This window comes from Sporosarcina sp. AD_1 (genome assembly GCF_057373025.1).
On the sequence record NZ_JBPVIR010000011.1, the window covers coordinates 71938 to 85813 of the forward strand.

At 44.4% G+C, this 13876-nt stretch carries 15 protein-coding genes; 8 read left to right on the forward strand and 7 right to left on the reverse strand.

Features of this window, described 5'->3' with window-relative positions:
• The first annotated feature begins 127 nt into the window (after positions 1-127).
• Positions 128-862: a sulfite exporter TauE/SafE family protein gene (locus ACSW3C_RS18295; protein ID WP_486564323.1), complete on the forward strand. Its 735-nt coding sequence runs from the start codon at positions 128-130 to the stop codon at positions 860-862.
• A 7-nt stretch (positions 863-869) separates the two neighbouring features.
• On the opposite strand, the gene ACSW3C_RS18300 is transcribed toward ACSW3C_RS18295, so the two are convergent.
• Positions 870-1541: a VC0807 family protein gene (locus tag ACSW3C_RS18300; RefSeq protein ID WP_486564325.1), complete on the reverse strand. Its 672-nt coding sequence runs from the start codon at positions 1539-1541 to the stop codon at positions 870-872.
• Positions 1538-2287, reverse strand: a complete 750-nt coding sequence (locus ACSW3C_RS18305) for a MerR family transcriptional regulator (RefSeq protein ID WP_486564327.1) — start codon at positions 2285-2287, stop codon at positions 1538-1540. Before ACSW3C_RS18305 ends, ACSW3C_RS18300 begins: the two co-directional genes overlap by 4 nt.
• 137 nt (positions 2288-2424) lie before the next feature.
• Between ACSW3C_RS18305 and ACSW3C_RS18310 the strand changes: the two genes are divergently transcribed.
• Positions 2425-3180: a DUF5694 domain-containing protein gene (locus ACSW3C_RS18310; RefSeq protein ID WP_486564329.1), complete on the forward strand. Its 756-nt coding sequence runs from the start codon at positions 2425-2427 to the stop codon at positions 3178-3180.
• Positions 3181-3213: 33 nt separating this feature from the next.
• Here ACSW3C_RS18310 and ACSW3C_RS18315 read toward each other — a convergent pair whose 3' ends face one another.
• On the reverse strand, positions 3214-3957 hold the full coding sequence (locus ACSW3C_RS18315) for a hypothetical protein (protein WP_486564331.1): 744 nt from the start codon (positions 3955-3957) through the stop codon (positions 3214-3216).
• A gap of 155 nt (positions 3958-4112) precedes the next feature.
• Here ACSW3C_RS18315 and ACSW3C_RS18320 point away from each other — a divergent pair, with 155 nt between their 5' ends.
• The 4 genes from ACSW3C_RS18320 to ACSW3C_RS18335 all read left to right on the forward strand — a co-directional run bounded on the left by ACSW3C_RS18320 (position 4113) and on the right by ACSW3C_RS18335 (position 7338).
• Positions 4113-5267, forward strand: coding sequence for a PstS family phosphate ABC transporter substrate-binding protein (locus ACSW3C_RS18320; RefSeq protein ID WP_486564333.1), 1155 nt, complete (start codon positions 4113-4115; stop codon positions 5265-5267).
• Between the two features lie 34 nt (positions 5268-5301).
• Positions 5302-6327 (forward strand): helix-turn-helix domain-containing protein, encoded by a 1026-nt coding sequence (locus ACSW3C_RS18325; protein ID WP_486564335.1) that lies wholly within the window; start codon positions 5302-5304, stop codon positions 6325-6327.
• Positions 6328-6445: 118 nt separating this feature from the next.
• The gene (locus ACSW3C_RS18330; RefSeq protein ID WP_486564337.1) at positions 6446-6922 is read left to right on the forward strand and encodes a GNAT family N-acetyltransferase; all 477 of its coding nucleotides are present in this window, start codon (positions 6446-6448) and stop codon (positions 6920-6922) included.
• Between the two features lie 29 nt (positions 6923-6951).
• Positions 6952-7338 carry a hypothetical protein gene (locus ACSW3C_RS18335; RefSeq protein ID WP_486564338.1) on the forward strand — a complete coding sequence of 129 codons (387 nt, stop codon included), beginning with the start codon at positions 6952-6954 and terminating at the stop codon, positions 7336-7338.
• A gap of 489 nt (positions 7339-7827) precedes the next feature.
• Here ACSW3C_RS18335 and ACSW3C_RS18340 read toward each other — a convergent pair whose 3' ends face one another.
• From ACSW3C_RS18340 to ACSW3C_RS18350, 3 genes are all read right to left on the reverse strand, one after another.
• A complete protein-coding gene (locus ACSW3C_RS18340; protein WP_486560570.1) occupies positions 7828-7980 on the reverse strand; it encodes a hypothetical protein in 153 nt (50 codons plus the stop codon).
• Between the two features lie 298 nt (positions 7981-8278).
• A complete protein-coding gene (locus tag ACSW3C_RS18345; RefSeq protein WP_486564340.1) occupies positions 8279-10132 on the reverse strand; it encodes a transglycosylase domain-containing protein in 1854 nt (617 codons plus the stop codon).
• Between the two features lie 85 nt (positions 10133-10217).
• On the reverse strand, positions 10218-11453 hold the full coding sequence (locus ACSW3C_RS18350) for an MFS transporter (protein ID WP_486564342.1): 1236 nt from the start codon (positions 11451-11453) through the stop codon (positions 10218-10220).
• A gap of 204 nt (positions 11454-11657) precedes the next feature.
• Here ACSW3C_RS18350 and ACSW3C_RS18355 point away from each other — a divergent pair, with 204 nt between their 5' ends.
• Both ACSW3C_RS18355 and ACSW3C_RS18360 read left to right on the forward strand, forming a co-directional pair.
• Positions 11658-12395, forward strand: a complete 738-nt coding sequence (locus ACSW3C_RS18355) for a peptidylprolyl isomerase (RefSeq protein WP_486564344.1) — start codon at positions 11658-11660, stop codon at positions 12393-12395.
• A 31-nt stretch (positions 12396-12426) separates the two neighbouring features.
• Complete coding sequence (locus ACSW3C_RS18360) at positions 12427-12645, forward strand: hypothetical protein (protein WP_486564346.1); 219 nt, start codon at positions 12427-12429, stop codon at positions 12643-12645.
• Positions 12646-12674: 29 nt separating this feature from the next.
• Here ACSW3C_RS18360 and ACSW3C_RS18365 read toward each other — a convergent pair whose 3' ends face one another.
• Positions 12675-13847, reverse strand: coding sequence for a MalY/PatB family protein (locus ACSW3C_RS18365; RefSeq protein WP_486564348.1), 1173 nt, complete (start codon positions 13845-13847; stop codon positions 12675-12677).
• Positions 13848-13876: the final 29 nt, after the last annotated feature.

The following is a 13876-nucleotide window of genomic DNA, read 5'->3' on the forward strand; positions in this document are numbered from 1 at the left end:
TCCTTCTTGTGTAAAGGCCCTTACACTACATACATCGGTTCGTGTGAAATTAATTCTCAACATTACGGAAATTATTTTTTATCATGGTAAAATGGAGGCAACGAATCTAGTAGTTAAGGGGGCGGACATGAGTATTTTATTTTTCATAACGATCGTCATGGCAGCCTCTGTCCTCCAAACTAGCACGGGTTTCGGTTTCTCGATTGTGGCAACGCCTTTTCTTCTCTTGCTCTTTGAGCCGGCAGATGCGATTCAAATTAACCTGTTGTTATCTATTGTCATTTCGGGGTGTTTGCTTACGACGATTGCCAAAGATGTGGACACCGGGGTATTAAAACGCTTTATCGCTGGAAGCATCTTCGGACTTCCGATTGGCGCAGTGATTTTCTTGCTACTCGATATGACCAAATTGAAATTTGGAATCAGCGTCCTAATTATTGTTTTGACCCTTCTGCTTATCTTCCAGTTTCGCATACGGCAGAGTAAAAAGGGAGATGCCCTCGTTGGCGGAATTTCCGGTTCCTTGACCTCAAGCGTCGGAATGCCGGGTCCGCCCCTGTTGCTCTATTTCGCGGGGACAGGCACTCAAAAAGCGACACTGCGTGCAACGACGCTCGCCTTTTACCTGTTCATCTATGTAGTCAGTCTGCTGATTCAATGGGCTGTCGCCGGTGTGAGCCGAACAGTATGGACATCAAGTGGCATCGCCTTGCCTTTCGTTGTAATCGGTCTTTTCGCCGGACAGCTTTTATTTAAAAGGATTAACGAAAATACCTTCCGCGTTGTAACGTATATTATTTTATTAGGGACGGGGTTGTATTTGCTGGTGGATAGTTTGCTTGATTTACTCGACATACGATAAAAGCACATCAGGTGAGCGGCTGATGTGCTTTTTCTTCAATCGATGGTGGGCAAGTATCTGTTGGAACTTGGGCCCGTGAAACTTTTACTATTTTGCTCCCAATAAATAAATTGAGTGAAGTAATTAGAATGCCAAAAGCACCGCCACTGATCTTTAAATAAACCAGCATATGCCCATAACTATCTATTCCATAAGAATTCAATAACCAGGCTTTAAGAGAGTTCTGAACGATTCCGCGTATTACAAGGAGCAGTGTTACAAGCTGGAACCATTTAAATAGCTCTTTTGAAAAGAATAGCTTCTTGCTTGGTTCACGGGGATTCCCGAGCATGTAAGCAAAATCGACCCCAAAATATAGCCCTATAGGTTTCTTGAGGAGGATGGAAATCAGATACAGTAAGGCATAGCCATAGCCAAGATAGACTTGATTCCAAAGCATGCGCTCTGCAGAACCCGATAGAAGATTCACCAACGTGTCTAGTAAGAGGGAGGTAAGTATGAAGGTCCCTGTTATGTTGAATTGACGTTCGTTAATGAAACGGAACAGTGTATAAATCAAGCCAGGCACTGTTGAAAGCAGGAGGGCTGCATAATCGCCTAAAGGTTCCCGACCATAATTCCAGATGAAGTAAGGGACGGCCATGTAAATAAGCAAATCATAAACAATCACTTTTTTCATGTTACTTGCCCTTCTATTTGCGACTCATAATAATAGGCGATGGCTTGTTCAATGAAGTCAGCTATCCTTGGTTCGAAATAATAAAATCCCGATACTTCCTGGTGTTTGCTCATATCCCAGACCTTGTTGGCAAGTTCTAAATTTCCTTGATACGACTGCTCGACAAAATCGATCCACCGTTTAGCCAACTGCTGTGCCACCGGGCTCTTCGGACATTCGTCTGCATGGAGGCGTGTCTCTCTAAACAAATCGAGTGCTATTATTGCTGCCTCGCTTTTGTCCCCTAAGCCCGGAAGTTCTTTCAAAATATCCTTCTCTTCTGACGTGAAATGCTGATTCCATAACCGATCAATGGCTTCCTGCTTGGAGGGATACGAATAAAAGGAGCTGAATACAGATTTCCAATCCGTCGGTTGTTCTAGCTCCACTAAGGTAAGGAGTGCATGAATGGAAGCCTCCATCTTCTTTAACTTTTCTTGCTCCATTTGAATCATTTGAAGCCGCATCCCTAGAACATCTTGAACTTTCATGTGCCGATCTACCATAGCCTGTTGTATTGTATCGAGCGGCAATCCGATATTACGAAGCGTTAATATATAATGAAGCCTGGAGATATCTTCTTCCTTGTAAAGCCGATGGCCGGCTGAATTCTTCTGAGCAGGCGGCAATAAACCAATTTCATCATAATAGCGGAGTGTCCTTACAGTTACATTACTCATGTCCGCTAATTCCCCAATTGTATACATCTCTGTACCTCATCCCCATAGTTTTCTACACTTATTATAGAACCTTCCGCAACGTAAGATGCAAGAGTTTTTAGAAAGTAAATTGATTTCAATTCTTTTATTATGCTAGGATTGGACAAGAATAGGGGGATGATAGAATGGACACTAAAATAGAAGAATCTAAACCAAAAGTAATGTTGGTCGGCATGTTTCATATGGGGGATACACCGGATTTATATAAAACCGAGACAGATGATCTTTTATCTTCGGCAAGACAGCGTGAAATCGTTGAGGTCGTCGAAAGATTGGGTGCGTTCAAACCGACAAAGGTTGCAGTAGAAATGGAGAAGAAACATAACGAATGGCTGAATGACAAATATAAGTTGTACCTTGAGGGAACATACGAATTGGAGGTCAACGAAATCGACCAGCTCGGCTTCCGGCTGGCGAAAGAAGCGGGTCATCCTAAAATCTATGCAATTGACTGGATGGAGCAGGGGTCTCTTCGTAAGGACTTCGGAGAAGTTTATGAATGGGCAAAGGAACACGAGCCGGCATTGTTTCAAGAACTTTTTAGTTGGCTGGAAGAGACTCCAGTCACCAGAGGCTTAGGAAGTAAAAGTGTGCTGGAAATGCTGCAAGAAATTAATGAAGAAGAATTTACCCGGCGGATTCATCAAACATACTTGAACATGTCCCGATTAAAATCAGAAGAAGAATACGTCGGAATGCATTGGTTGAACTGGTGGTATGAAAGAAATTTGATCCTTTATTCCAACTTGCTTGATTTGGCGGCTTCGTCTGAAGAGCGGATTCTTTTCCTCGTTGGAGGGAGCCATGTTGAAATCGTTTCAAACTTCCTGCGTGAAAGCGGAAAGGTTGTTGTAGAACCAGCCTTGCCGTATTTAATATGAAAGAAAAAAAGGGTGAGGGAGGATATGCCTTCTTCACCCTCTTCGCATTTTCCAAACCAAAACAACAGCTGCCCCATAAGCGAGTAATGGAAGGATGAGTGAGATTTGAATTTGTACAGGCAAGGTAATAAATCCACTGCCAACACGTAGGATCCTTATCACCACAAATAAGATAGGAAGCAATAAGAAATACACCCAAGGGCTGTACCCGGTTTTCGCGATTTTCCATACGACGATCCAGCTGCCTAATATTATGACAAGCGGCAGTAGAATGAGCAAAACCACCATAGAATAGTCTGAGGAATAAAACGAATGCGGGACAATCTGTATAACGTCCAGCACAAAGAGGAGAGTCGCCCATAGGGTCGGAATAAATACCAAGATGAGTACGGTTTCCTCTTTCTTGCTGCGTTTCGGTCGTGTGGTAAGATCGTTGGACTCCTTTGTTTTCTGCGGATCGTGTACGGCCAATAGGATTGTCCCAGTTAAATACAGCATCGGAATGAGTAAGAGAATAGGCAATCCTGCGCTAAGCAGCGATATGAGCACAATCCAAATAATGAAGAAGGAAAGCCATAGTTTGTTTGACCGAAACGCTACAAAATAAAAGGCAACCCATTGGAGAACGACGGCTAATCCGGCTGCTAGAAGGATAATCGTGCCTTGAGGTTCTGGTGCACGGGAAAAGCCGAATAGCATGGCTAAAATGAAATAGAACAGCCCCATGGATCCCAAGTTGGCTATGAATAACAGGGCCACCCCGATTTTTTGCTTCATGTCCATATCCTTTCTCAATCTAGTGATGTACCGGTAGTATAGCATACAATCATTTGGAACTAAGAATTGAGCTACGAAGAGAAAAACAGAGGATAGGGGACCATTCGCCTGCCCCTCTACGTCCTGCTATAATGATAAGAAAAGGGGGATGCGGCGTGAAACTATTTGGTAGAATTGCATCTCTGGCAGGTTTCACATTGCTTGTGTCATTTTTTGCAGTGCCTATCGGATTAACTCTCTTGTTTGGCGGGCATGCAGAATGGATGCCCATCCTGATCGGAGGGTTCATCGGTTTTATCGTAATTGTTGGCATGTCCATCTTTCATGTTAAACGGCGTGCGGTGTTTTATGGCGTTCCCATTGCTATCGTTTTGATTGGATGTGTTGTGGCAGTTCCTGCTCTCTATAAACTAACAAAGCCGGTCGTTGCGACAAGCGATGTCGACTTGTATGACTATGCGCCAAACAAGCCAAGAACGAAAGCGGTAGAGCTCGGCCGGCCGGCTTCCTTCCACATCGAGCAAGATGTTCCGATAATAGACGGAGCTACCGCCCTCTATCCAGTCTATGCAGCGTTTGCCCAAGCAGTCTATCCGAAGCAGGATTACGATCCATACAATAGCGCCGTCATGTCGAACCGAACGGGAAGTGCATATGAAAACTTATTGGCAGGAGATGTTGACATCATCTTTGCGCTTGGTCCGTCTGAAGCGCAGCGAGCGCGTGCAAGTGAACTAGGAAAAGAGCTGGTTCTCACACCAATCGGAAAAGAAGCTTTCGTCTTCTTCGTCAATAAGGAGAATCCGGTCAAAGGACTGACACAGGCGGAGCTGCGCGACATTTATTCAGGCAAGTTGACGAATTGGAAAGAGGTCGGAGGAAACCGGTCAAAAATTAGAGCGTTTCAACGTCCTGCGGATAGTGGCAGCCAGACGGCACTGGAGGAGTTCATGGGCGATGTGCCTATTATGAAGGCGCCGACAGAGGAAGTTGCCGATTTGATGAGCGGCATTATCAAATATGTGGCGGACTATCGCAATTACAACGGTGCCATTGGTTATACATTTCGATTTTATTCGGAATCCATGATCGGCAACAATAATATTCGGCTGCTGGCGGTGGATGGCGTAGAGCCTACTGTTGAAACAATTCGGTCAGGTGCATACCCGATTACACGAGAATTGTATGCGATTACGGCAGGTTCGATTAATCCAAATGTTGATGCCTTTATCGACTGGATTTTGTCGGAGGAAGGACAGGAACTGGTGGAGAAGACGGGTTATGTCGGTATCAACAGTGCAACACAATGATGAAAAGATAATTATGAGAGGAGGGTATCCAACCGTGGCATTTGAGAAAGATGATGGACAGAAGAAGCCCGTGGTAGTCGTTGATCATGTATATTCGCCGGTCGTTGAGGCACTTTCCCTTATAGGGGTTTTCATGGGAGCAACGAAGAATAAATTTGCTGAAGCGGACAGCGACAAAGTCTGGGCAGAATTATCGACTGAAGCAAAGGAATTTATCGCGACATGGCCCAAATCAATTAATTTAGGATTCTCCCCGTTGCTCAATTTTCTATTGCCATGCCCGTATTTTCACGATGTCGAAGCCTTTGTGGAGGGCGTGGATCAATTAAGCGATGCCGACTATGTATATGATTTCTTTTCAGAATACATCCCTTTGCCTCAAGTAGAAGAATTGCTGAAGGCTCCCGCATCCTTGCCGGGTTACGAGGAAACCATTTTGTGGGACACAGATGAAAAACGGGAAGGCGTCATGGACTTCCTGTCTAACTTAAAGACGTACCGACGTGGGTTCTGCTCCTTGGTATTGGAGATTGACGACTCAATCGAGTTCCAGCAGGCTTTGGAGGCCAAGAAGGAAATGGCGGAAACGAAGATGCAGGAAGTCCAATCGATTTCGATGGAACCATTGGCGCTTGCACAATACGTCATGGGGAAGTCCTTCAGGCGGACGAGCCAGTACAAAATGTTTTATTTCATTCCGTCATATTATAGTTCGCCGGGACGTATCCGACTTTTTAATAAGGAAGTCTGCATTGTCATCTACGGATGTGCCGTTCCGTTGTCGGATGTCCGAGATGCGAGCAAAGAACTGGAGTCGCAGCTGAAAGTGTTGGCGGACCGGAACCGTCTGCTCATGCTACGGCTGCTGTCAGGCCAACGTGAATATGGAGCCAAAATCGCTGAATACTTAGGGATCACGACGGCAACGGTTTCCCATCATCTTGAACTATTGAAGAAGGCCGGATTGGTGCAGGAAGAGAAAGTCGGCAATATTAAATACTTCTCTAGTGATAAGGAGAAGGTAGAGCAGGTATTGGCTGAAATAAGAAATTTTATTTAAGTAATCTAAGGTAAGGCTTCATTTTATCTCATAAAACAAATACCTCGTAATTCTTCTGGAATTATGAGGCCTTTTTACATATGGAAGTGTAAAAGTAAAACAAGGGGTGGTGTGAGTTTTGGCGTTTATCATTGAAAGGGCTCAATTAAGTGATGCAAAATCACTTGCGGAATTATATTGGGATGCGTATTCGGAAAATGAGAAGTTAGGACTTCCGGCAAGTGCTTCAAGTGTTTCAGTTCAAGAAGTGAAACAGTGGATTAACGATACCATTTTGTTTGTTGCCAAACAACCAAACTCACCTATTATTATGGGTACTGTCCGTCTAAAGTTTAACAAGGATTGGAACTGCTTCGTACTCAGCAGACTAGCGGTAAAATCAGAGCTAAAGGGACAGGGATTGTCTAAGCAATTAATGAAATCAGCAGAAAAAGAATTAACAGATAGAAAAGAGAACGTCATTCGATTAACTGTGGCGCAAAAGCATCCTTATTTACCTGCAATGTATAAGCGAAGAGGATACAACATAGTGGGTGAGCGTATTTTGAATGAGCTCTCATACAATGAATTCATTTTGGAAAAGTTGTTGTGTTGAATAACAAAGCGTAGCAATCGCAGCTGTGCTTGAGCAGGCCAGCGAAAAAAGAATTTAAAAACCTTTCCGAAGAGATGGCGGTTGGAAATGATATAATTTATGAATATGGAAAAGTCCTTAAAGACGATGAGGAAACCTATAGAATTATGCACGAGTTTATCAAAGCCCGCCTTATCAAATCTGATATTGTTCTGGAACTTGATTTGGATAAAGGGACTCATAACGGTGAATCATTATCCAATATGAGAAATGAGTTATTCGATAGGTTATTTATGGCCATCAAGGAACAAGATTTAGATCACTTCACATTTGTTTTTTCAGGGGCAGCCATCCATGAGCTGTGGGGGAAGCACCTCTCTTCTATTAATTTTTTAAATTTTGCAATATTACTTGTCTTCTCAAATGTCTTAACGTAAAATATTTAGAATATTGATATAAGAAAGGAATGATTTTTTGGTTGGCACTAAAAATATGTTTAGCTTTAGAGATAAGAATTCGAGGAAATTTATAATCGCCCCGATTATAGTATTACTTGCTATTTATTTTTTGAGTTATTTTTTTAATATTTATCCTGGTGGTTATTCTGTGGATTTTACTGGAAATGAAGTGAAACTACAAAAGGGAACAATTTTTAAAAGTTGTATTAATAAGTTCTCCTCTAGCCATAAAACAATTCATCCCTTCTTTATTTGATTTTGTCGCGACGATTAAGAATGGGGATTTTTAAGTAAAATAACAACCACATTTTAAAGATAATTTTAGACGTTTGAATAAATTTATTATTTAGATTTTATCTAAAAATTATAGTTGTATCTTTTTGTATGTAAAGCCTTTATTTATAAAGGCTCAGAGCGTAGACAAAAGCATATTAATTTGTTGTCTCGTATAAAAATAATAAACAACTGTTACTCACATAAGATTCCTAGTAAAGTTGATTTCCGCTTCTGGCGGTCGCTTTCCGGGGGGCGGGCGGTGAGCCTCCTCGTCCGCTGCGCTTCCTGTGGGGTCTCACCTGTCCCGCTCATCCCCCAGGAGTCGCCGCCTTCCGCTCCAATCAACGGATGTTCTGCTAACAAGTTATGTTAGTAATAATAAAATTGATGAACCTTGTATATAGGAAGTTAAAAGAACTTTCATATTTACTTAAACATAAAGAAATTATATCAAAGGCAGGGAGCGCAACGTAGACTCCTATGGGAATAGCTTGAGCTGAAGACCCCGCAGGAACGAAGTGACGAGGAGGCTGAAGCCAAGCCCATGGAAAGCGAAGTTGCGCTCCCTGCCGGTTGGTTTATGCATTTCTATTCATCTCGAAGTGACTTTGTCTACAGTCTGAGAGGAGCAGCCCAATAAGGGCTACTCCTCTAATAATGCGTTAAAAGCGCGTACATGTATTTTTTGGTCACTGGCGTACTTGATCGGCTGCGGGGTGTCGCGTCCGATCCAGACGGCTGTCGTAAACCGGTCAGTGAAGCCGGCTACCCAAATATCTTTGTAGTGATTGGTCGTACCGGTCTTTGCCCCTGTGTAGGCTGTTGTCGCACGAATGCCTTTCCCCGTACCGTTGCGCACGACATCATTCATCATCGACCGCATGGTGGCGGTTGTGGAAGAGCTCCAGACGGTTTCCCGCTGGTCGTTCCATTGGTATAATGCTTCACCGTCATAGCTGCTAACAGCACGTATGGCATGCGCTGGCTGGTACGTGCCATCAATAAAGCTGGAGTAGGCGGATGCCAGTTCTAATGGCGTCACACCTTTTGAAAATCCCCCAAGTGCGGCAGAATAAGTTTTGTCTTCTTCTGTCACCATCTTGAAATGAAAAGGCGTTAGCGAATCAAATGCACGATCCAGTCCGACAGTCAGGAGCAAGCGGACGGCTGCTGTATTATGGCTATACCGGAAGGCTTCGCCCAGTGTTGTGATGCCATAACGGTATCCACCGATGTTTGTCGGACAATAGGAGCCCACGCAAATATTGCTGCTATCGATCGGCGTTCGTTCTGAATAGGGCCCACTTTCAAGATAGGGGCCATATACCAGCAACGGTTTAATGGCAGATCCCGGCTGCCGATAGGCTTGGTAGGCGCGGTTGAAATCCGCTTTACGGTAGCCTTTGCCAGCATAAATGCTGACAATCTCTCTCGTGTCATTGTCTATGACAACCGCACCGGCTTGCAGACCGTTTTCCGGAAGCAATGCATCCAGCGCCTTTTCGTCATGCAGCTGCTTGTTTGGTAACAGTGCGGTGTCAATGACAATTCCGCTTTGGGCTATCTCGGTTGTTCTTGTTTGTAAGTTTCTTTCCCATGCCTCTTTCTCCTCAGGGGTAGCGGCACTTTGAATCTTGTCTTCGAATCCTTCCGCTTGGGCAACCAGTTCTTCCAGCTCAGCAAGAACATAAGAACTGTATGCATCATATCCACGCGCTTTCTTTTTTAAGCTCAGCTGGATCGGATATTTTTTATACGTTTCGCATTCCTCATCAGTAATAACGCCTTCTTGTGCCAATAGATTAAGCAGCAGCTCCTGCCTCTTTTTCGTCTTGTCGAAATGACGCACCGGATCGTAGAGGGAGGGATTGTTTGGAATGGCGGAGATGAAAGCCATCTCTGCCTCATTCAGCTGTTCGAGAGGACGGCTGAAAAAGTACGTGGAAGCGGCACCGATGCCGTACACCCGGTGTCCGAAGTACATTTCATTCAAATACATTTCCAAAATGTCGTCCTTCGACGTCTGTTTTTCCATTTCGGCCGCATAGAGCAGTTCACGGAATTTCCTTTCGTACGTTTTCTCCGTCGTTAAGAAATTCATTCGGACAACTTGTTGCGTAATCGTGGAACCTCCCTGTTTTCTGTCATCGGCTGCGGCATTCACAGCGAACGCCCTTGCGATGGCCGAGACGTCATACCCACGGTGTTCATAAAAGCCCCTGTCTTCACTGGTAATAAACAGCTGCTGGATAAAGAGGGGGATAGAGGACAGTTCGAGAGGATGTCTCCATTCTGCGTATTGTTCGGCAACAATAATACCGTTGCGGTCTTTGATGATAATGGGTAGACTATTTTGCCGTTCAGTTAGTTCAAGCGAATCTTGTAACTCGTTATGAGCTGATTGTGCTTTCGTTACCTCAGAAGCGATTGAATGCTGGACGCCCCATAACAGCGGGATGCAAAGAAAGATGAATCCCAATCCGATTAACTGCTTCAAATATGAGCCTCCATTCCAAATTATGCATATAAAAAATATAGCACACTTCGAAAGTCGAAGTGTGCTCATTTTACGGAAATGTCTATTAAACTTTTGCCCGCTGTTTCTCTCCATCTGCAAGAAAATCCTCAAAGTCCTGAACCGGTTTGCGTTTGGCATAATATAAAAATGCAAAACCAAGCAAAAACAAGACGCCTGTCAGGATAAAGACAGAGGAGATGCCGATGAATCCGCTCACGATACCGCCGAACATTGGCCCGATAATATTTCCGAGGAACCGGAAGCTCGTGTTATAGCCCATCACTTCCCCTTGAATATTAATCGGTGCTTCCCGCCGGACCAAAGCCGTTGTAATTGGAATCATGCCACCCATGGAAATCCCGAATAACAGCCGGCAAATGATTAATTGCCAGATATTCGTTACAAACGCCTGCGGAATGATGAACAGGAACGATAACAATAATAAGGTGCCAAGCACTTTTTCATATCCGATATCGTCTCCGAGCTTACCCCATCGCCGTGCAAATAAAAGATTGCCTACACCGGCCGCACTAAAGGTGATTCCCGCTAAGAACGCTACATTTGTCGCATGGCTTAAATCTGCGACATACAAAGAAAGAAGCGGTTGAATGCTAAAGTTCCCGATTTGGATTAACGCGGTAACGATCATGACATTCAGCATGAGCCGATGATGGAGCAGACCGCTTAAAATCGTTTTGCGGGAGTAATGGGCGCTTTTCGCGTCCTTTACTCTTTTCTCTTCTTTTATGCCGATCAATACAATAATTGCGGCCACGACGACCGAAAAGGAAGTAATGATAAATGTGTACTTGAAGCCGAATGCGTCTGCCAGCAATCCGCCGAGCACGGGGCCAAACAAGGTCCCGGTGACGCTTCCCATTTGCAAGGTGCCGAGCCTCTTTCCGGCTTCTTCCCGAGCGGTCTGGGAGGAGACAAACGCAAGAGAAGTCGGAATGAATCCAGTTACGACACCATTCAGAAGACGAAGAAGGAAAAATGCTTCGACGGAATGGACGAAGCCCATGAGGAAAACAGAGGTCGCAATCCCGAAACCGTTAATTAACAGAATCGGCTTATAGCCGTATTTATCAGCAACACGGCCCCAGATTGGCGACATGATCAATGCGGTAATGAAGGTAGCACCGAATATGAGCCCGGCCCATTTTTGTACATAAGCTTCCGAATGATCTCCGAATGTCTCAATGTATAAGGAGAGGAAAGGCATGATCATCGTCATCGTGCCGGCCACCAGGAAGTTAGCAAACCATATAATAATAAAATTCCGTTTTTGTACTGTCATTTGGAAACCCGCTTTCTTCGCATGCAAAATGCGCTAATGCCTGGAAAGTTCCAATCAAAAAAAGGATTCCCTTTACATGTTGGAACTAAACTTTACCTACTGACATGCAATAGTATAAAACAATTCGATTACCGAAGGAAATAACATGCTTAATAAATCGAAAAACAGAAATGAATATGGTAAACTTGGACAGGGTGAGCAGAAGTGAAGAAAATGACCATCATTGTGATGATCATGTTAATGATTTTATTAACGGCTTGCGGTCAAAGTGAACTCAAGCCAGAAGAACCACTAGAGGAAGAAACAACTTCTTCCGTAAACCAAACAGTTTCAAATTCAGAGGAGGCTACTGCCATGTATCCACAATTAACAAACGAAGTTGCTGCAAATGAAGCACTAGTTGTGATGAACACAACATTAGGGCCGATCAAAATCAAGATGTTCCCTGAAAAAGCGCCAAAAACGGTCGGAAACTTTTTGACTCATGCAGAAAACGGCTATTATGATGGCATTATTTTTCACCGTGTTATCAATGATTTTATGATCCAAGGCGGAGACCCTACCGGCACTGGAATGGGCGGCGAAAGCATTTACGGAGATTCATTCGAAGATGAATTCACAATGGATCTTTTCAATATTAGGGGAGCCCTTTCCATGGCAAATGCGGGCCCGAATACAAACGGAAGCCAGTTCTTCATCGTTCAGGCGAACCGTGCACCAGGTTCTGCTGATCAATTGAAAAAAGGCGGCTGGCCGGACGAAATCGCTGAAGCATACGCTGAGCGTGGCGGCACTCCTCACTTGGATCAAAAACATACCGTTTTCGGCCAAGTCATTGAAGGAATGGACGTTGTAGATAAAATCGCTCAAGTAGAAACTGGCCGTCAAGACAAGCCGGTTGAAGATGTTTCGATTCAATCCATTGAAATCATTCAAAAATAATGTAAACTCAACAAAAAAGGAAGTGTCGTAATTGAACGCGATCCTAATGCCGTTCCTTTACTTTCCGGAAGATAAGACCGAGTATATTCCGGCCGCTATCTCATTTTCATTTTTCATGGTCCTTCTTATTCTCACATTCATGTGGATTCGCCGTAATTCGAAAAAGCAGGAAGAAGAGACGAGGGAATTGGAAGAGCGGATTTTACGAGAGCGCCGCGAAGCAAGAGAAAAACAGCATCCTCATCTTTGAGGATGCTGTTTTTTTTTACGCCATCTTTTTCAAGCCAATGCGCGGATGAACCGTTCCACGCCATCTTCCACAACAGAACGTGGAGTTGCTACGTTCATGCGGAGGAAGCCTCTTCCGGATTCGCCGTATTTAGTGCCGGGCTCCAGCGCGAGTTTACCTACATTCAATAGCTTTTCCATCATGTCTTTCTCGTCTAACCCAGTTCCCCGGTAGTCGATCCACAGCAGGTAGGTTGCTTCCGGCTTGGCGATCTTGATGCCAGGTACTTTCGCTTCAAGTTCTTGTTTAACGTAATCCATGTTGCTAGAGATGACTTCCAACAGTTCATCTAGCCACGGACCGCCTTCCTTATAAGCAGCAGTTAGTGCGGAAGCGGCAAATGCGTTTAATTCCATTTGTCCGTGCGCTAACGCATTTTGGGCGAGCGCCGCGTAAAGATCTTCGTCCTCGGCAATCATGACGGCAGCTTGCACGCCGGCGAGGTTAAAAGTTTTGGTCGGAGCGACACATGTAATGACACGACCGCCTTCGGTTTCGGCAATCTTCGCCAACGGAATGTGACGGCTCCCCTCGAATACGAGGTCGGCATGGATTTCATCTGATAAGACGAGCACATCATATTTTTTGCAGAGTCGAAGGATTTCCTTCAGCTCGTCCTCTTTCCATACGATGCCACCTGGATTATGCGGGTTGCAGAAGATGAATAACTTCACATTCTGTTTTAAAGAGTTTTCGAATTCTGAAAAATCGATCGAGTAACGTCCCTCTTCTTCTTTCATTACACACTCGACAAGATTGCGTTTCTGATGGCCTGGTACATTGAAGAACGGCGGGTAGACAGGAGGCGTAATTAAAATGTTGTCGCCTTCCTTTGTAAATGTTTCCACAACTGTGGCAATAGCCGGAACGACACCGTGATGGAATAACATCCACTCGTTTTTCGTCTCCCATCCATGACGGGAAGAAAGCCATTCACGGACAGCATCCTTACAGCCCTTGCATATGTATGAATAACCGAAAACCCCATGATCCAAGCGTTCCCGCATAGCATCAATCACGGGTGCAGGGGCTGCGAAATCCATATCAGCAATCCACATTGGCAAGATCTCGGATGCATCTTCCACACCATATACGGCCTCCATATTTCCCCATTTGACGGAGCGGGTATTTCGGCGATCGATCACATGTTCAAATGCTTTCAATGAAAATCCCTCTTTCCTTTTTTCTTTGA